The sequence below is a fragment of the Rhizobium sp. USDA 4016 genome, from assembly GCF_056279705.1.
The window spans coordinates 4,256,064-4,273,313 of the sequence record NZ_JBWCCY010000004.1 but is presented as its reverse complement, the minus strand read 5'-3'; the positions used below and the strand labels follow the sequence as shown (position 1 = coordinate 4,273,313).

The window sequence follows — 17,250 nt, the reverse complement described above, 5'->3', positions numbered from 1 at the left end:
AAACTTATTGAACGGAAAACCTATGCATCTCGACGCCTCCAATCTCGCTGCCAGGCGGGGCGAAGACCTGATTTTCGCAGACGTATCCTTTCGCCTCGACGCAGGCGAAGCGCTGGTTTTGACTGGGAAAAACGGATCGGGAAAGTCGACTTTGCTGCGCGTCGTGGCCGGTCTTTTAAGGCCTGAAAGGGGCACAGTTCAATTCACTGATTCGCGTGGTGAAACGGACCGGATTCCGCGCGAGGTCAGCCACTATCTCGGCCACCGCAATGCGATGAAAAGCGAGCTAACCGTTTCCGAAAATCTCGCCTTCTGGCAAAACTTTCTCGGCGACGTCCTCGGCGCCTCGGAACTGTCGATCGAAGACGCCGCCGAGGCCGTCGGCCTTTCGGACATTACGCATCTTCCCTTCGGTTATCTCTCCGCCGGCCAGCAACGCCGCTTTGCCTTCGCCAAGCTGCTCGTTGCCTACCGCCCGGTCTGGATTCTCGACGAACCGACCGCAGCACTCGATGCCAGCGCCGACCGCTTGTTTGCCGGTCTCATCGACGCCCACCGGAGAAAGGGCGGCATCGTTGTCGCCGCGACCCATCAGCCGCTCGGGCTTGAGAGTGCCCGGGCATTGAAGATGACGGGGTTTGCGGGCGTGGATCGAGGAGTTTGGGGTTGATGACGCTTGTGGCACACCAGGACAACGCTACAGCTTGCGGAACGGATATTTCTAGGCAGCAAACGGCGCCGCACGTTAGCCCCTTCCTCTTGTGGGGAGGGGTTGGGGAGGGGTCCTTGGTCATCCGCGAAGAGGGACACCTCAAATGACCGCCCTCTTCTTCCGCGATCTGAAGCTCTCCATCCGCGCCGGCGGCGGCGCTCTCATCGGCGTGTTGTTTTTCCTCACCGTCGTCGCTGTCATCCCGTTCGGCGTCGGGCCGGACCTGAACCTGCTTTCCAGAATCGGCCCCGCCATCGTCTGGATTGGCGCGCTGCTTGCGGCTTTGCTGGGTCTTGACCGACTTTTCCAAGCCGAACGTGACGACGGTTCGCTGGACTTGATGCTGATGCAGGAAACGCCTCTCGTGCTGACGGTTCTTGTCAAATGCTTCGCGCATTGGACGGCGACGAGCCTGCCATTGGTGATTGCCTCCCCGTTCCTTGGTCTCTTCATGAACATGGACGAGGTCGCGATCGGTGCGACGATGCTGACGCTCTTGGCCGGCTCGCCCGCCATCACCTTCATCGGCGCCGTCGGCGCGGCTGTCGCCGTCGCCCTTCCGCGCGGCGGGCTGCTGGTCTCGATCCTTGTTCTGCCATTGACCATTCCGGTGCTGATCTTCGGCGTCAGCGCCACCTATGCGGCAGTGGAAGATCCGGCACCTTTCACGCCGCCCTTCCTCATTCTGATCGCATTGACGATGTTCTTTGCCGTCATCGGTCCGGCAGCCGCAGCACTTGCGCTGCGAAACACATCGGATTGATTGGCTCTTTGAGAGCGATCAATTGCGGGATCACCGCGTTCAAGGTAAAGAACCGTACATGAGCGAAACAAGCCTTGCCATCAGCAAAATCAGCGATCTCGCCAATCCGACGCGGTTTCTGGCGCTGGCGCGGCGCACCATCCCGTGGATGGCGGCGGCAACGGCGCTCTGTCTCATCATCGGATTGTACCTCAGCTTCTCGACGAAAGGCGACTACCAGCAGGGCGAAACCGTCCGCATCATGTATCTCCATGTGCCTTCGGCCTGGCTTTCGATGATGTGCTACATCGTGATGAGCATTTCGGCGATCGGCACGCTCGTCTGGCGCCATCCGCTGGCCGATGTCTCCGCCAAGGCCGCCGCACCGCTCGGCGCCGCCTTCACGCTGCTTGCATTGGTCACCGGTTCTCTCTGGGGCAAGCCCATGTGGGGCACCTGGTGGGTCTGGGACGCGCGGCTGACGTCCGTCTTCATCCTCTTCCTGATGTATCTCGGCCTGATTGCGCTGAACCGCGCCATCGATGATCCGTCAAGGGCCGCGCGTGTCACCGCGGTTCTGATCCTCGTCGGATTCGTCAATATCCCGATCATCAAGTTCTCGGTCGACTGGTGGAATACGCTGCATCAGCCTGCGAGCGTCGTGCGCCTCGCCGGCCCGGCGATCGACCCGGAGTTCCTGCGCCCGCTTTTCGTGATGGCAATCGGCTTCACGCTGCTCTTCTTCACGCTGCACATCATGGCGATGCGCAACGAAATCTGGCGGCGCCGCGTTGCCGCCCAGCGCCGTCTTGCCGCGCGCATGGCAAGCCGTGAGGATTGACCGATGACGCACGCCTTTTATGTTTACTGTTCCTATGGGTTCGCCGCTTTCGTCACCATTGCCGTGACGCTGTGGATCTGGGTGGACGGGCGCGCGCGGCAGAAGGAACTGGCGGCCCTCGATGCTTCCGGTATCCGCCGCCGTTCGGCGCGTCCGAAGGATAACGAATGAGCACGCCGCAAGCAGATCGGCCAAAACCACGCGGCTTTGCCCGTTATGCGCTGGCATTGATCCCGCTTGTCGTTTTCGGCGGCATTGCCGCGACGGCAGCAAAGATGCTTTACGATCAGGATTTCCACGGCAAGAACATTTCCGAGATCCCTTCAGCGCTGATCGGCACCAAAGCTCCGGAATTAAACCTGGCACCCCTCGAAGGGTCCAATCTGCCGCCGCTGACGGATAGCGCGATCAAGGGCAAGCTGACGCTGGTCAATGTCTTTGCCTCCTGGTGCCTTCCCTGCCGGGAAGAGCATCCAATCCTGACGGAACTGGCAAAGGACAACCGGCTCAACATCGTCGCGATCAACTACAAGGACAAGAACGACAGCGCGCTGCGTTTCCTTGGCGAGCTCGGAAACCCCTATGCCGCAATCGGCGTCGATCCGAATGGCAAGGCGGCGATCGACTGGGGCGTCTATGGCATTCCGGAGAGTTACCTGGTCGCCACCGACGGCACGATCCTCTATAAACGCGTCGGCCCCTTCGACGATGTCAGCCTCAAGGAAGGCCTCTATCCGGCAATGGAAAAGGCGCTCGGGAAACCGATTTCCTAAACCGCACTCTGCCAGGCCTTGACCGCCTCGACCGGCCAGATCAGCATCAGCACGTTGAGCGTCAGGTTGTCACGGATCATGTAACCCGTGAAAATCTCGAAGAAGATCGCGATGGCGACTGTGAGCGCGATCGGAGCGCGGGCTGCGAAGAAGAAGCCGGCGACCATGAAGACGGTGTCCATGGCCGAGTTCAGGATACTATCGCCGTAATAATCGAGGGAGATCGTCGCCGCACGGTAGCGGTCGATGATGATCGGCGAGTTTTCGAGCAGTTCCCAGCCGGATTCGACGACGAGCGCCAGAAGCAGGCGGACGGCGATCGGTCTGTTACGCATTACGAGATGCGCCAGCCCATAGAACAGGAAGCCGTGAATGATGTGGGACGGCGTGTACCAGTCCGAAAGATGCTGGGAATTGCCGCTCGAGTTGACGACGCCTTCCCACAGCTTGACATAGCCGCAGGCGCAGATCGGCGTGCGGCCCATTAGGTACTCGGCAGCGATCTGGACGATCAAAACCGCCAGGCAGGCCGCGAACCAGAAATTCTGATGTCTCGCTCTTTCCGCTGCACTGAATGCCGTCACTTCTCGGTCTCTCCTGCAGGAGTTATCGAATGCTTCAAGATGAGCGGCATCTGCGCCATGGTGAAGATGATGGTGATCGGCATCGTCCCCCAGACCTTGAAGGTCACCCAGAAGTCATCGGAAAAATTGCGCCAGACGACTTCGTTCAAAACGGCAAGGAACAGGAAGAAAACGCCCCAACGGACCGTCAGCTTGCGCCAGCCTTCAGCGTCGAGCTGAAAGGCCGCGTTGAAGACGTAGCCGAGCAGCGACCTGCCAAAGGCAAGCCCGCCCAGCAGCGCGACACCGAATAGCGTATTGACAATCGTCGGCTTCATTTTGATGAAGGTTTCGTTCTGCAGGTAGATCGACAGCGAACCGAAGATCAAAACGACGATGCCCGACACGAAGGGCATGATCGGCAGATGGCCAAGGACGAGCTTGGAAACGACGAGCGAGACGATCGTCGCCGCCATGAAGAGCCCCGTCGCCACGAAGAGCGGCCCGCCGAGTTCGGACAATGCAGGGAATCTTTCGACCAGCCAGGCGCCGCGCAGATTGGCAAAGAAGAAGATCAGCAGCGGCCCGAGTTCCAGCGCCAGCTTCAGCATCGGATGGTGCCGGTCGGCGGCGCTGGGAGTAATATCGCTTTCAGTCGTCATGTATTCGTCAAACCTGTTCGTCGTTCGCGCGCCTTGCGCGCTGTTCCGGCTTATCTGTGGCATCATTGCCCAAGGCCGGCAATGGCTTGAGCGAAATCCTCGGCCTCGAACGGCTCCAGATCGTCTACGCCTTCGCCGACGCCGATGAAATAGACCGGTAGCTTGTGCTTGGCGGAGATCGCAACGAGGATGCCGCCCCTTGCCGTACCATCGAGCTTGGTCATGATCAGGCCGTTGACGCCCGCAACATTGCGGAAAATTTCGACCTGATTGAGAGCGTTCTGGCCGGTGGTCGCATCCAGCGTCTGCAGCACCGTATGCGGGGCGTCGGGATCGAGCTTGCCGAGCACGCGGACGATCTTTTCAAGCTCCGCCATCAGCTCCGCCTTGTTTTGCAAACGGCCGGCGGTATCGATGATCAGCACGTCGCATTTTTTCGCCTTCGCCTGCTCGAAGGCGTCGTAGGCGAGACCTGCGGCATCCGCACCAAGCTTGGTGCCGATGAATTCCGACTTCGTGCGATCGGCCCAGATCTTCAACTGCTCGATCGCCGCGGCGCGGAAAGTATCGCCCGCCGCCACCATGACCTTCAACCCGGCACCCGAAAGCTTCGACGCCAGCTTGCCGATCGTCGTCGTCTTGCCGGTGCCGTTGACGCCGACGACGAGAATGACATGCGGCTTGTGGGTGAGATCGAGCTGCAAGGGCTTTGCGACCGGCTTCAACACTTTGGCAATTTCCGACGCCATGATGCGGCTGACATCCTCGCCGGTCACATCCTTGCCGTAGCGCTCGGAAGCAAGCGTATCGGTGACACGCATGGCGGTCTCGACGCCGAGATCGGCTTGTATCAGCAGGTCTTCGAGATCCTGAAGGGTGTCGTCGTCCAGCTTGCGCTTGGTGAAGAGCGCGGAAATCTGGCCCGTGAGTTGCGACGAAGTACGCGCGAGACCGGCGCGCAGACGCTGGAACCAGCTGAGTTTCGGCGCAGGAGCAATCGGCTCCGGTTCGGTGATTTTCGGAGTGGTTGCAAAGCCGTTGGGAAGGACACGTTCCGTCTTTGAAGCATGCTCGCCCTCCGTTTCAGGACGAGGAGCATCCCCCTCCACCCTGCCGGGCATCTCCCCTTCAAGGAGGGAGGTTGGCTGAGCAGGAGCTCCCTCAGCCGTCCCGGAAATCTCAATATCCGTGACTTCATCATGTGAAGCATCGGAAAGTGGCGCCTCGTCGGCCAACTGATCGTTCCCCTCGTGGGGGAGATGTCCCGACGGGACTGAGGGGGGTGTCTCCGCCAAGGGCGCGTCTTGGGCTGACGTCTCTGGCTCGGCTTCAGCCTCGGCCTCCAGCAACGAGAGTGGTATCACTCCAAGATCGCCAATCTGGTAGGCGCCCGGAAGGATCGCCGACTCCTCGGCCTCTTCGGAAGGCTCGAGAGCGTCCGCAGCCGGGCTGCCCGCGGCATCCATCTCCTCCGATAAAACGGGATCACTTGCGAGCGGCAAGTGTTCCTCGCGCGAATGTTCGGCTTCGAGAACTTTTGTGTCTGAAGCCTCGGGCGCCTGCTCTTCCGCCGGCTTTTCCTTGCCGAAGGTGAAGACCTTTTTGATGAAACTGAGCGCCATGGGAATTCCGTGAAATCAGGCCGCGTCGGCGGCTGTCAATTGCATGTCAAGATGTTTGCCATTATGGCCGGTGATGGTTGCCTCGACGAACGAACGCGGGCGAAGACCGGGGGCTGCGACAAGCGTGAAGTTCTCGGTATGTGCGAGCCCGTTGTTTTCCACCAGCAGCCATTGCCGCGTTCCGACCATCTGAGCCAGATGGGACTGATGAAGCCGATGTCCAGTAGCACGAAGCCGTACCGCACGATCCTTGACGATCGACCGGTCGAGCTGCGGCATGCGGGCTGCCGGCGTGCCTGGACGAGGGCTGTAAGGGAAGACGTGCAGGTGAGCGATCTTCGCTTCTTGCGCCAGGCTGGCGGCATTTTCGAACATCTCTTCGGTCTCGGTCGGGAAACCGGCGATCATGTCCGCGCCGAAGCACATCTCTGGACGCAGACGGCGAACCTGATCGACGAAGGCCAGCGCATCGTCGCGTGAATGCCGCCGTTTCATGCGCTTCAGGATCATGTCGTCGCCATGTTGCAGCGAAAGATGCAGGTGCGGCATGAAACGCGGCTCATCGGCGACCAGATCGAACAAATGCTTGTCCGCCTCGATGCTGTCGATCGATGACAGCCGCAGTCGGCGGATGTCAGGTATCTGCTTCAGAAGCGTCTTGGCAAGCAGCCCGAGCGTCGGTTCGCCGGGCAGGTCGGCGCCGTAACTGGTGGCATCGACGCCTGTCAACACGATCTCTCGGTAGCCGTTTTCAATGAGGTTGCGCGCCTGATCGACCACGGCGCCCATGGGCACGGAGCGGGAATTGCCGCGGCCATAGGGGATGATGCAGAAGGTACAGCGATGGTCGCAGCCGTTCTGCACCTGGATAAAGGCCCGCACATGCCCGTCGATGTGCTTCACCATCTGCGGCGCCGTCTGGCGCACACTCATGATGTCGTTGACGCGCAGCTTCTCTTCCGCGGCCACTCCGAAATCGGGCAGGGCGCGATATGAAGCCGTGATCAGCTTCTCCTCGTTGCCGAGAACGGCGTCGACCTCGGCCATTTCTGCGAAGGTCTGCTTTTCGGTCTGGGCTGCGCAGCCCGTCACGATGATACGCGCATGCGGATTCTCGCGTCGTGCGCGGCGGATGGCTTGCCGCGCCTGACGCACGGCCTCGCTTGTGACCGCGCAAGTATTCACCAAAATGGCGTTGTTGAGCCCGGCCTTTTCCGCCTCCGCCCGCATCACTTCGGATTCGTAGGTGTTGAGACGGCAGCCGAAGGTAATGACCTCAACGCCGCTCACCGCGCCTCGGCCCCCTGCGCCTGATCGCGCGCCCACGAACCGGTGGAGGGATCTAACGTACCGGACCATTCCCATTCGGCAGGGCCGGTCATGATCACGTGGTCGTCGCGGTCGCGCCATTCGATCGACAATATGCCGGGCGGCTTGGCGCTGGCGACATGAATTGCGACCTTGCGGCCCGTGCGGCCCGTGCGGGCAGCGCAAACTGCTGTTGCGCAGGCAGCCGAACCGCAGGCAAGCGTCAAACCCGCACTGCGCTCCCATGTCCGTGTCGTGATCGATGCCGGCGAGGTAATTTGCGCCAGCGTGATATTGGCGCGCTCGGGAAACATCGGATGGTTCTCAAGCAATGGTCCAAAGCGCGCCAGATCAAAGGACATCACGTCCCTGTCGACCCAGAAGACGGCATGCGGGTTGCCCATCGACACGGTGGAGGGCGAATGCAGGACCGGGCTGTCGATCGGACCGATTTGGAGTTCAATGCGGCTGGTATCGTGAAATTCTTCCGCAAGCGGGATCTTGTCCCAGTCGAAAACAGGCTTGCCCATGTCGACCGAGATCGTACCGTCGTCATGCTCGACGGCATTGAGGATGCCTGCCACCGTCTGGAAAGTGAAAACCTTGTTGCCGGTTTCCGCGGCAAGAGCCTGCACCACGCAACGCGTGCCATTGCCGCAGGCTTGCGCCTTTGATCCATCGGAATTCAGGATATCGATCCAGGCATCGGTGCCTTGAGCCCTCGGGTCGTGGATCGCCATGATCTGGTCGAAGGCCGTATCTGGATGGGCATTGAGCGCGATCGCCGCAGCAGGCGTCACCTTGTCGGCGCGGCCGCGCATGTCGACGACCAGGATCTTGTTGCCAAGCCCGTTCATCTTCGCGAATTCGACCGTTGCGCTCATAGGATCATCCCGTGCCAGTTCGGCTGTATATGGCGGAAACGCGCGGGAATTACCAGTGGGTGCGGGCAATGACTAGCCAGCGACGCTTCGCTGCTCCGCCCTTTTCGCCGATAGTCTCGTGGGGAGCCCGGCAAGGCAGACGCTATGCTGCCCAGGCAAAAATGTCTCATGAGGGGACAGCCGCCGCCTCATGCTTGAGAAAAGTCGCAATGGCCTAGCACTTTTCAACGGTTGAAGGCATTCTTGACAATCGGATGCGTGTTCTTGGCAAAGGGAGGATAGCCGATGCGCTGCTTCACGGTACTTGGACCCTCGCAGACGGGAAAGTCGACGCTCGTCGCAAAACTGGCTTCGCTCGAAGGGACACCGAGAAAGTCCGTCTCTCCATACGGGTCGAGCCTGACGGAATTCGAATTCGGAAGCGAGGCATGGTGTGCGCTGGATACACCCGGCGCGAACGAGGCGCTGGCGCTTGCCCAGGATTCACTTTTGGCAAGCGATGCTTGCATCCTCTGCGTATCGCCGGCGCCGGACGAGGCGGTGCTGGCAGCACCCTATCTTCGCGCCATCGAAGCTTCGGGGACACCCTGCATTCTTTTTGTGAACCGCATGGACGAGCCGCAGGGGCGCCTGCGCGATGTCATCGCCGCCCTGCAGGCCTATTCCAGCCATCCTCTCGTCCTGCGGCAGATACCGATCCGCGACGGAGATGTTGTGGTCGGCAGCTGCGACCTGATTTCGGAGCGCGCCTGGCGCTATCGGGAGGGTCAGCCTTCGGCCCTCGTCGAACTTCCCGACAGTGCTGCTGCGCGCGAGCACGAGGCACGTTCCGAATTGCTGGAACAGCTTTCCGAGTACGATGACTGGCTTCTCGAGGAACTGATAGAAGACCGCGAACTACCAAGCGACGCACTCTTTGCCATCGCCTCGCGGATCCTGAAGGAAAACAAGGTCATTCCCGTGCTCTTCGGCGCAGCATCCCATAGCAATGGCATCAAGCGGCTGATGAAGGCGCTGCGCCACGAAGCGCCGCCTGTTGAAGCCCTGAAGAGCCGGCTGGCTGCCACCGGCAGCCTGGATGAAACGGCATTGGCTGCCGTGAGCTTCCACGCCTACCACCGGCCGAGCGTTGGAAAGACCATTCTCGTCCGTGCGCTTGCCGACGGACTGAAACAGGGCGCTGCGCTGGGCGGCGCTAGTCTCGGGTCGGTTCAGGAGGGAGGAAACGGCCGTCCCCTTGCCGGCAACTCGGCACGCGGCAGGATTTTCGCCGCAGTCAAGTCAGATCACTTGCCCGCAACCGCCTTGCTGACAGCGGCCGACGCGTTTGCACCGCCCGCTTGGACGGCCCCGCCGACGCCCATGCTCGAACGCATCCTTGTTCCGGGCACCGAGCGCGACGAAACGAAGCTCTCGGCGACGCTTGCAAAGCTGGCCGAGACCGATCGCGGCCTGAAGGTGATGCAGGAGGAGGGAACAGGCGCACAGCTGATCTGCGCGCAAGGACCGATGCACCTGCGCGATCTGCGCAAGACCCTGTCGGAGGTATTCCGCGTCGAAGTCACGGACCGATCGCCGAACCCGATCTATCGGGAAACGATCTCAAAGCCCTCGAACGTCCACTATCGTCACCGCAAGCAGACGGGTGGCGCAGGGCAGTTCGCAGACGTGCAGCTGAGTGTGCGTCCCAATGAACGGGGGCAGGGCTTCACCTTCGGCGAGACGGTCAAAGGCGGCACAGTTCCCCGGAACTACATTCCGGCGGTGGAGGCCGGCGCCCGTGAAGCCATGGAAAAAGGCCCGCTCGGCTTTCAGGTGATCGATGTCGACGTGACGCTCACGGACGGCCAGTACCACTCCGTCGACAGCTCCGACTTCGCCTTCCGGGCAGCGGCACGGATGGGGGTGCGGCAGGCATTATCAGAGGCAGCGGCTGTGCTGATGCAGCCAGTGGTCCGCGTCGAAATCCACATACCATCCATCTTCTCTGGCAGCATGGTGGCGATCGTCTCGGCACTCAAGGGCCAGGTGCTTGGCTTCGATCGCGATGAGAGCGCCAAAGGATGGGATGTCTTTCGGGCACTCGTTCCCGGTGCGGCGCTCGACGAACTTGCCCGGACCTTGCGCTCCGCTACGCAAGGAATCGGATACTTCTCCAAAGCGTTCGATCACTTCGAGGAGATCTACGGCAAAGAGGCCGACGCAATCATCCACGCACACGGTTCGGGATCGCACCCGAATTAGAACTCGGCTGGGCGTCAGCCGGACTTCAAACCGCGCCGTATCCGCCTCCCGTCGGCGTTGTGACCCAAGAGCAGCCTGTGGGCGGTCAAGGAGCCGTCCGGGCCACCCCGTGAAGGTGCTGCCGCAATCGATCCAGAAATCCCAACAGCCGCTCATGGCCGCCAGCTTTTTTCACACAATGACGGCGGAATTCATGGAGGCGGCACTTTTGATAGTGTCACTTGGGATTACACAAGCGGCACGCTGAAGGCTTCGCAAGCCGGTAATGCGGTCATTTGTCCGCATTCTCTTGACTTTGTCCGCACTTTCCTGTTTACCGCGGCTCATTCTGTGACGAGCTTCAAGACTCGAGCCGCCGACCGGGACCCGATAAGGTATAAAGAGATCCCGGAGGTCCACACCCGACAGCGCGATGCGCCCTCGGGTGCTTTTTGGCTTTGCGTCTTGTTTTCGTCAAGGAAAAGCACGACGTTTCCGGGCATACCAATCCTGCCCGAAACGTATCAAGGAAGAGCCGATGTTTGAAAACCTCCAGGACCGTCTTGGATCCATTCTGAATGGACTGACAGGCCGTGGCGCGCTTTCGGAAGCCGATGTTTCCGCAGCGCTGCGCGAGGTTCGCCGTGCATTGCTGGAAGCCGACGTTGCACTCGATGTCGTACGCTCCTTCACCGACCGTGTGCGCGAAAAGGCCGTCGGCGCAGAGATATTGAAGGCGATCAAGCCCGGCCAGATGGTCGTAAAGATCGTTCATGACGAGCTGATCGAGATGCTGGGCGGCGAAGGCGCCGGCGTCGACCTTCACGCTGCCGCCCCCGTCGTGATCATGATGGTCGGCCTGCAGGGCTCCGGCAAGACGACGACGACGGCGAAGATCGCCCTCCGCCTGACGACGCGCGAGAAGAAGAGGGTGCTGATGGCATCGCTCGACACACGCCGTCCGGCAGCGCAGGAGCAGCTTCGCCAGCTCGGCGCCCAGACCAATATCGACACGCTTCCGGTCATCGCCGGCCAGTCACCGACGGATATCGCCGCGCGCGCCGTGCAGGCAGCCAAGCTCGGCGGCCATGACGTCGTCATCCTCGATACCGCCGGCCGTACGCATATCGATGAGCCCTTGATGGTCGAAATGGCCGACATCAAGAAGAAGTCGAACCCGCATGAAATCCTGCTGGTCGCGGACTCATTGACCGGTCAGGACGCCGTCAATCTGGCCCGCAATTTCGACGAGCGCGTCGGCATCACCGGCCTCGTGCTCACCCGTATGGACGGCGACGGCCGCGGCGGTGCGGCTCTCTCTATGCGCGCCGTCACCGGCAAGCCGATCAAGCTGATCGGCGTCGGCGAAAAGATGAGCGAGCTGGAAGAATTCCATCCCCGCCGCATCGCAGACCGTATTCTTGGCATGGGCGACATCATCTCGCTCGTCGAGCGCGCGGCGGAAAATATCGACGCCGAAAAGGCGGCCGCCATGGCCGCCAAGATGGCCAAGGGAAAATTCGACCTCAACGACCTTGCCGACCAGCTGCGCCAGATGCAGAAGATGGGCGGCATGGGCGGCATCATGAGCATGATGCCCGGCATGGCCGGTATGAAGGACAAGATGGCATCCGCCGGCCTGAATGACAGCCTCTTCGGCCGCCAGCTTGCGATCATCTCTTCGATGACGAAGGCTGAGCGCGCCAACCCGGACATCCTCAAGCATTCCCGCAAGAAGCGGATCGCCGCCGGCTCCGGCACCGACGCTGCCGACATCAACAAGTTGCTCAAGATGCACCGCCAGATGGCGGACATGATGAAGATGATGGGCGGCAAGGGCAAAGGCGGCATGATGAAGCAGCTGATGGGAGGTCTTGCCGGCAAGATGGGCCTTGGCGGCATGGGTGGGATGGGCTCCATGCCTGATCTTTCGAATATCGACCCCAAGCAGCTGGAAGCACTTCAAAAGCAGGCCGAAGCGGCGGGTCTTGGGAAGCCGGGTGGGGGCATGCCCGGTTTAGGTGGCGGTTTGCCGGGCGGCTTGCCAGGTCTTGGCGGGACAAAGCTGCCGGGTCTCGGCGGTGGTTTCCCGGGTCTGCCCGGATTGCCGAAGAAGAAGTGAAAGGATCGCCTGCCCCATGATTGATCCAGACGTCAAAGCCCAGCTTTCGAGCTACCGGCAGTCGATCGACAATATCGACGCTGCGCTCGTCCACATCCTGGCCGAACGCTTTCGCTGCACCAAAGAGGTCGGCGTTTTGAAGGCCAAGTACAAGTTGCCGCCGGCCGATCCGGCGCGCGAGGAATACCAGATCGCCCGACTTCGGCAGCTTGCCGAAGATGCGCATCTGGATCCGGATTTCGCCGAGAAGTTCTTGAACTTCGTCATCACGGAAGTCATCCGGCATCACGAGCAGATCGCTGCGGATCACGCTGAACAAGGCGCCGCAGCAAAATGAACCAATACCGCCTCACGAAGCGGTCAAGAAAAGCCTAAGGAGTAAATGACATGGCACTGAAAATTCGTCTCGCCCGCGGTGGTTCCAAGAAGCGCCCGTATTATCACGTTGTTGTTGCCGACGCCCGTTCGCCGCGCGATGGCCGCTTCCTCGAAAAGCTCGGTTCCTGGAACCCGATGCTGGCCAAGGACGACGCAAAGCGCGTTGAACTGAACGCCGAGCGCGTCAAGCACTGGCTCGACAACGGCGCGCAGCCGACCGACCGCGTTCTGCGCTTCCTCGACGAAGCCGGCGTTGCAAAGCGCGAGGCCAAGAACAACCCGGAAAAGGCAAAGCCGGGCAAGAAGGCCCAGGAACGCACTGCCGAGAGGGCTCAGAAAGCTGCCGATGCAGCTGAAGCCGCCGCTTCCGCAGAATAATCCCGGGATCATATCCCGATCGGACGGGCGGCATGGCGACATGCCGCCCGTTTTCATTTTCATTCCGGCAGACTTCGTTTATGAGAAGCCAGATTTCCGGCTTCACATGAAGGGCCCCATGACAAAGCTTGAAAACCCCGTACTGATGGCAACGATCGGCGGTGCGCAGGGCATCCGCGGCGAAGTGCGCGCCAAGGCTTATACGGCCGATCCGACCGCACTCGGCGACTATGGGCATTTGCACAGCATGGACGGGCGGAGATTCGAGATCCTCGAAATCCGCGAGATGAAGAATGTCGTCGTCGTTCGCTTCCGTGGCATCAATGACCGCAATGCGGCCGAGGCGCTCAACGGCCTGGAGCTCTACATCGAACGCGGCAACCTGCCGGACGACGAACTGGAGGAAGACGAATTCTTCTATGCCGATCTGGAAGGGCTGGAGGCGGTGGACGACAAGGGCGTCAGCTACGGCACCATTACCGGCGTTTTCGACTTCGGCGCGGGCGACCTGCTGGAGCTTAAGGGGCCGGGCAAGCGCCCGGTGCTCATCCCCTTCTCCGAAGCGTCGGTTCTCGAAATTGATCTCGAAGACGGCACAATCCTGATCGATCCGCTGGCGGCGGGACTTGTCGATGATCCGCAAGAAATCTCCAAGCTCGCCTCCGGCAAGCCGAAGAAAAAGAAGTGAGATTGCCATGGGTTTCCGGGCGACCGTCCTGACACTCTACCCGGAAATGTTTCCGGGGCATCTGAGCTATTCGCTCGCCGGCAAGGCGATGGAGCGAGGGCAATGGTCGCTGGATAGCGTGCAGATCCGGGATTTTGCGACCGATAAACACCGCACCGTCGACGACACGCCGGCAGGCGGTGGCGCCGGCATGGTGCTGAAGCCTGACGTGTTGGCGCGTGCGATCGACAGCACTTGCGAAAATGATGCTCGTCCGCGGCTTTTGATGAGCCCGCGCGGCAAGCCGCTGACGCAGAAACGGGTGCGCGAGCTTGCGGCGGGCCAGGGCGTGATCATCGTCTGCGGCCGTTTCGAAGGTGTCGATCAGCGGGTGATCGATGCGCGGGAGCTTGAAGAAATTTCGATCGGCGATTACGTGCTTTCAGGCGGCGAGCCCGCCGCCTTGGTCGTTCTCGACACGATCGTGCGCATCCTGCCAGGCGTCATGGGCAATGATCTTTCCGGGCTGCATGAGAGTTTCGAAGGGGGGTTGCTGGAGCATCCCCACTACACCCGGCCGCAGGAATGGGAAGGCCGCGAAATTCCAGCGATCCTGACCTCCGGCAATCACGGCGCCATCGAAAAATGGCGACATGAGCAGGCGGTTGCCTTGACAAAGGAAAGGCGACCGGACCTTCTGAAGGACTGAAAGCCGGAAAATCCGTGCCTCCGCCTTACAAAAATGTCGTCCAAGGGATGACAAGGCCCAGGCTTTCGTGTAGTAGCGCACGCGGAAATGGGGCTAGCCCCGTCTGCCAGCAAACAAAGAATGGCGAATCCGCTCCCGCCCGCGAAGGGCAAAATCCCGAGGCAATCCCAAAGGATCACGTGTCGAGCGCTCTGGCTGTTTCAGAAGAACCAAAGGTTAAGACGATGAACATCATTCAGCAGCTCGAGGCCGAACAGGCCGCCAAGATCGAAGCCAAGCGGACGCTTCCGGAATTCTCCCCGGGCGACACGCTCCGCGTCAACGTCAAGGTTACGGAAGGCAACCGTACCCGTGTTCAGGCCTATGAAGGCGTCTGCATCGCCCGCTCCGGCGGCGGCCTGCAGGAAAACTTTACCGTCCGCAAGATTTCCTACGGCGAAGGCGTCGAGCGCGTATTCCCGATCTATTCTCCGATGATCGAAAGTGTCGAAGTCGTTCGCCGCGGTAAGGTCCGCCGTGCGAAGCTCTACTACCTGCGCGACCGTCGCGGCAAGTCCGCCCGTATCGTTGAGAACACCGGCACCCGCGCCCGCAAGCTCAACGACGCCGAGCGCGCTGCTGTTGCCGAGGAAAAGGCACGGATCGAAGCCGAAAAGGTTGCAGCAGCTCAGGCTCTCGCAGCCGAAAAGGCAGCAGCCGAAGCCGCAGAAGCAAAGGCAGCAGCGGAAGCTGCAGCAGCCGCTGCAGAGCCCACAGCAGAATAAGCTCTGGGAACGCAAAATTCTTTACACGAAAAGGCGGTCTTTGGGCCGCCTTTTCTGTTTTGGGCCTGCGGCATCGGGGCCGATGCTCTTGCCATCGGCTTCGCAACTATGACAATTTCCCCAAAGCCACATTTCATTGGAGATTTCTGATGCCGTTCCGCCGCACCATTCTTGCAGGCCTCGCCGCTCTCGTTCTTTCGCCATTGGCGGCCCTTGGTGCCGATCTGCCGGATCTTGGCGGCAAGACGGTGGTCGTCGTTACCGAGAATGCCTATCCGCCGCTGCAGTTCGTCGACCCCAAGTCCGGCAAGCAGATCGGCTGGGAATATGACGCGATGAACGAGATCGCCAAGCGGCTGAACTTCAAGGTCGAATATCAGAACACGAGCTGGGACGCGATGATCCAGGCCGTCTCCGACGATCAGTACAACATCGGCATGACCGGCATCACCATTAAGGACGACCGCAAGCAGAAAGTGGATTTCTCCGATCCTTATATGCGCTCGCAGCAATTCATGCTGGTCCGGGGCGATGAGAGCCGCTTCACGGACGCGAAGACCTTCGGTGAGTTCAAGGACGGCCTGGTAGGCGCGCAGCCGGGCACCTCGCCTTTCTACACGGCCGTCTATGAAATTCTTGACGGCAACGAGCAGAATCCGCGTATCAAGCTCTTCGAAACCTTCGGCGCGACGGTCCAGGCGCTCAAAGCCGGAGATGTCGATGTGGTGCTGACGGACAGCGTTGCCGCGAAGGGGTATGTCGATGCCTCGAACGGCACGCTCAAGGTGATCGGCGGCCCGCTCGGCACCGAGGATTTCGGCTTCATCTTCCCCAAGGGCTCCGATCTCGTTGCCCCCGTCAACGCCGCGATCGCCGCATTGAAAGCCGACGGCACGCTCGACGCACTGAACAAGAAGTGGTTCCTCGACTACAAGATGGGCGAATGATGCAGGTCAGCCGCTGATGGCCCTGCAGCCTTCTCCTGCCGGAAATCTCAAGGGCGACTATCCGTGGTGGCTGGTCGCCCTTGCTGCGATCGGCGTCATCCTTGCGATCGTCATCGTCGCCAACGGCATCTATGCGCAGGTCTTCCGCACCGTCGTCAACGGCGTATGGGTTACCGTCTTCGTGACGTTGGTCGCCTTTGCGCTGGCGACATTGCTTGGCCTCGGCATTGCTCTTCTCGGGCTTTCCGATAGCGTCGCGCTGCGCCAAGCATCCCGCTTCTATATCGAGATTATCCGCGGCATCCCGATGCTCGTGCTGCTCTTTTACGTGGCCTTTGTCGGCGCTCCGGGCATTGTCGCCGCCTATAATTTCCTGATCACGCCATTTTTAAAAGCCGGATTGGCCGAACCGATTCTCGTGCGTGACCTATCACTGATGTGGCGTGCGATCATCGCCCTGATGATCGGGTATTCCTCTTTTATTGCCGAGGTTTTCCGCGCCGGCATCCAATCGGTCGACCATGGACAGATCGAAGCGGCAAAGGCGCTGGGCCTGTCGCGCTACCACCGCTTCCGGCTGGTTGTCTTTCCGCAGGCGATCCGCGTCATCTTTCCGCCGCTGTCGAACGACTTCGTCTCGATGGTGAAGGACAGCTCCCTCGTTTCCGTGCTCGGCGTTTCCGACATCACGCAGATGGGCAAGGTCTATGCCTCCGGCTCCTTCCGCTTCTTCGAGACCTATTCGATCGTCACCTATATCTATCTGATCCTGACGATCGGTTTGTCGCTCGCGCTGCGGCAGATCGAGCAGCGGATGCGCAAAGCTCACAGCCGGTAGCGCTGACATGATTCGAATTGCCGTTTGCGAGAAAAATCGCTATATGCACGCCCATGGAAAGCAAGTTCAGGTGCATTGGCGCGCATATTTTTGTGCTGCAGGATCATTATCGCCTGC

Annotated in this window: 19 protein-coding genes; 14 read left to right on the top strand and 5 right to left on the bottom strand. The window is 60.6% G+C overall.

Features of this window, described 5'->3' with window-relative positions; all coding sequences use genetic code 11:
* The first annotated feature begins 22 nt into the window (after window positions 1–22).
* The 5 genes from ccmA to ACZ9DP_RS36835 all read left to right on the top strand — a co-directional run bounded on the left by ccmA (window position 23) and on the right by ACZ9DP_RS36835 (window position 3,068).
* Window positions 23–670: a heme ABC exporter ATP-binding protein CcmA gene (gene ccmA, locus ACZ9DP_RS36855; RefSeq protein ID WP_074069953.1), complete on the top strand. Its 648-nt coding sequence runs from the start codon at window positions 23–25 to the stop codon at window positions 668–670.
* Window positions 671–815: 145 nt separating this feature from the next.
* Window positions 816–1,475, top strand: a complete 660-nt coding sequence (gene ccmB, locus ACZ9DP_RS36850) for a heme exporter protein CcmB (protein ID WP_476205338.1) — start codon at window positions 816–818, stop codon at window positions 1,473–1,475.
* Between the two features lie 58 nt (window positions 1,476–1,533).
* Entirely contained in the window at window positions 1,534–2,295 is a 762-nt protein-coding gene (locus tag ACZ9DP_RS36845; protein WP_194728402.1) for a heme ABC transporter permease, read from the top strand.
* 3 nt (window positions 2,296–2,298) lie between these two features.
* Entirely contained in the window at window positions 2,299–2,466 is a 168-nt protein-coding gene (ccmD, locus tag ACZ9DP_RS36840) for a heme exporter protein CcmD (protein WP_476205336.1), read from the top strand.
* On the top strand, window positions 2,463–3,068 hold the full coding sequence (locus ACZ9DP_RS36835) for a DsbE family thiol:disulfide interchange protein (RefSeq protein ID WP_476205335.1): 606 nt from the start codon (window positions 2,463–2,465) through the stop codon (window positions 3,066–3,068). The genes ccmD and ACZ9DP_RS36835 overlap by 4 nt, the downstream gene beginning before the upstream one ends.
* On the opposite strand, the gene ACZ9DP_RS36830 is transcribed toward ACZ9DP_RS36835, so the two are convergent.
* The 5 genes from ACZ9DP_RS36830 to dapF all read right to left on the bottom strand — a co-directional run bounded on the left by ACZ9DP_RS36830 (window position 3,065) and on the right by dapF (window position 8,107).
* Complete coding sequence (locus tag ACZ9DP_RS36830) at window positions 3,065–3,652, bottom strand: DUF2585 domain-containing protein (protein WP_194728404.1); 588 nt, start codon at window positions 3,650–3,652, stop codon at window positions 3,065–3,067. The genes ACZ9DP_RS36835 and ACZ9DP_RS36830 overlap by 4 nt on opposite strands.
* Window positions 3,649–4,293, bottom strand: coding sequence for a septation protein A (locus tag ACZ9DP_RS36825; RefSeq protein ID WP_074070465.1), 645 nt, complete (start codon window positions 4,291–4,293; stop codon window positions 3,649–3,651). Before ACZ9DP_RS36825 ends, ACZ9DP_RS36830 begins: the two co-directional genes overlap by 4 nt.
* A 62-nt stretch (window positions 4,294–4,355) precedes the next feature.
* Complete coding sequence (gene ftsY, locus ACZ9DP_RS36820; protein WP_476205333.1) at window positions 4,356–5,915, bottom strand: signal recognition particle-docking protein FtsY; 1,560 nt, start codon at window positions 5,913–5,915, stop codon at window positions 4,356–4,358.
* 15 nt (window positions 5,916–5,930) lie between these two features.
* A complete protein-coding gene (mtaB, locus tag ACZ9DP_RS36815; RefSeq protein WP_074069960.1) occupies window positions 5,931–7,205 on the bottom strand; it encodes a tRNA (N(6)-L-threonylcarbamoyladenosine(37)-C(2))-methylthiotransferase MtaB in 1,275 nt (424 codons plus the stop codon).
* Window positions 7,202–8,107: a diaminopimelate epimerase gene (gene dapF, locus ACZ9DP_RS36810; protein WP_194728408.1), complete on the bottom strand. Its 906-nt coding sequence runs from the start codon at window positions 8,105–8,107 to the stop codon at window positions 7,202–7,204. Before dapF ends, mtaB begins: the two co-directional genes overlap by 4 nt.
* Window positions 8,108–8,392: 285 nt before the next feature.
* On the opposite strand from dapF, the gene ACZ9DP_RS36805 reads away from it, so the two are divergent.
* The 9 genes from ACZ9DP_RS36805 (at window position 8,393) to ACZ9DP_RS36765 (ending at window position 17,133) form a co-directional block, all read left to right on the top strand.
* Entirely contained in the window at window positions 8,393–10,351 is a 1,959-nt protein-coding gene (locus ACZ9DP_RS36805; RefSeq protein ID WP_476205332.1) for an elongation factor G, read from the top strand.
* A 517-nt stretch (window positions 10,352–10,868) separates the two neighbouring features.
* A complete protein-coding gene (gene ffh, locus ACZ9DP_RS36800) occupies window positions 10,869–12,452 on the top strand; it encodes a signal recognition particle protein (RefSeq protein WP_239596541.1) in 1,584 nt (527 codons plus the stop codon).
* A gap of 16 nt (window positions 12,453–12,468) precedes the next feature.
* Entirely contained in the window at window positions 12,469–12,789 is a 321-nt protein-coding gene (locus ACZ9DP_RS36795) for a chorismate mutase (protein ID WP_022717348.1), read from the top strand.
* Between the two features lie 50 nt (window positions 12,790–12,839).
* Window positions 12,840–13,208: a 30S ribosomal protein S16 gene (rpsP, locus tag ACZ9DP_RS36790; protein WP_022717347.1), complete on the top strand. Its 369-nt coding sequence runs from the start codon at window positions 12,840–12,842 to the stop codon at window positions 13,206–13,208.
* A gap of 118 nt (window positions 13,209–13,326) precedes the next feature.
* Complete coding sequence (rimM, locus tag ACZ9DP_RS36785) at window positions 13,327–13,896, top strand: ribosome maturation factor RimM (protein ID WP_239596538.1); 570 nt, start codon at window positions 13,327–13,329, stop codon at window positions 13,894–13,896.
* A 7-nt stretch (window positions 13,897–13,903) separates the two neighbouring features.
* Window positions 13,904–14,584: a tRNA (guanosine(37)-N1)-methyltransferase TrmD gene (gene trmD, locus ACZ9DP_RS36780; RefSeq protein ID WP_194728411.1), complete on the top strand. Its 681-nt coding sequence runs from the start codon at window positions 13,904–13,906 to the stop codon at window positions 14,582–14,584.
* A 224-nt stretch (window positions 14,585–14,808) separates the two neighbouring features.
* Entirely contained in the window at window positions 14,809–15,348 is a 540-nt protein-coding gene (rplS, locus tag ACZ9DP_RS36775; RefSeq protein ID WP_074069966.1) for a 50S ribosomal protein L19, read from the top strand.
* A 149-nt stretch (window positions 15,349–15,497) separates the two neighbouring features.
* The gene (locus tag ACZ9DP_RS36770; protein ID WP_194728412.1) at window positions 15,498–16,295 is read left to right on the top strand and encodes a basic amino acid ABC transporter substrate-binding protein; all 798 of its coding nucleotides are present in this window, start codon (window positions 15,498–15,500) and stop codon (window positions 16,293–16,295) included.
* Window positions 16,296–16,311: 16 nt separating this feature from the next.
* Window positions 16,312–17,133, top strand: a complete 822-nt coding sequence (locus ACZ9DP_RS36765; protein ID WP_476205330.1) for an amino acid ABC transporter permease — start codon at window positions 16,312–16,314, stop codon at window positions 17,131–17,133.
* Window positions 17,134–17,250: the final 117 nt, after the last annotated feature.

Coding starts and splice junctions, on each gene's coding strand:
- ccmA (WP_074069953.1), top strand. CDS start 23: ATGCATCTCGACGCCTCCAATCTCGCTGCCAGGCGGGGCGAAGACCTG.
- ccmB (WP_476205338.1), top strand. CDS start 816: ATGACCGCCCTCTTCTTCCGCGATCTGAAGCTCTCCATCCGCGCCGGC.
- ACZ9DP_RS36845 (WP_194728402.1), top strand. CDS start 1,534: ATGAGCGAAACAAGCCTTGCCATCAGCAAAATCAGCGATCTCGCCAAT.
- ccmD (WP_476205336.1), top strand. CDS start 2,299: ATGACGCACGCCTTTTATGTTTACTGTTCCTATGGGTTCGCCGCTTTC.
- ACZ9DP_RS36835 (WP_476205335.1), top strand. CDS start 2,463: ATGAGCACGCCGCAAGCAGATCGGCCAAAACCACGCGGCTTTGCCCGT.
- ACZ9DP_RS36825 (WP_074070465.1), bottom strand. CDS start 4,293: ATGACGACTGAAAGCGATATTACTCCCAGCGCCGCCGACCGGCACCAT.
- ftsY (WP_476205333.1), bottom strand. CDS start 5,915: ATGGCGCTCAGTTTCATCAAAAAGGTCTTCACCTTCGGCAAGGAAAAG.
- dapF (WP_194728408.1), bottom strand. CDS start 8,107: ATGAGCGCAACGGTCGAATTCGCGAAGATGAACGGGCTTGGCAACAAG.
- ACZ9DP_RS36805 (WP_476205332.1), top strand. CDS start 8,393: ATGCGCTGCTTCACGGTACTTGGACCCTCGCAGACGGGAAAGTCGACG.
- ffh (WP_239596541.1), top strand. CDS start 10,869: ATGTTTGAAAACCTCCAGGACCGTCTTGGATCCATTCTGAATGGACTG.
- ACZ9DP_RS36795 (WP_022717348.1), top strand. CDS start 12,469: ATGATTGATCCAGACGTCAAAGCCCAGCTTTCGAGCTACCGGCAGTCG.
- rpsP (WP_022717347.1), top strand. CDS start 12,840: ATGGCACTGAAAATTCGTCTCGCCCGCGGTGGTTCCAAGAAGCGCCCG.
- rimM (WP_239596538.1), top strand. CDS start 13,327: ATGACAAAGCTTGAAAACCCCGTACTGATGGCAACGATCGGCGGTGCG.
- trmD (WP_194728411.1), top strand. CDS start 13,904: ATGGGTTTCCGGGCGACCGTCCTGACACTCTACCCGGAAATGTTTCCG.
- rplS (WP_074069966.1), top strand. CDS start 14,809: ATGAACATCATTCAGCAGCTCGAGGCCGAACAGGCCGCCAAGATCGAA.
- ACZ9DP_RS36770 (WP_194728412.1), top strand. CDS start 15,498: ATGCCGTTCCGCCGCACCATTCTTGCAGGCCTCGCCGCTCTCGTTCTT.
- ACZ9DP_RS36765 (WP_476205330.1), top strand. CDS start 16,312: ATGGCCCTGCAGCCTTCTCCTGCCGGAAATCTCAAGGGCGACTATCCG.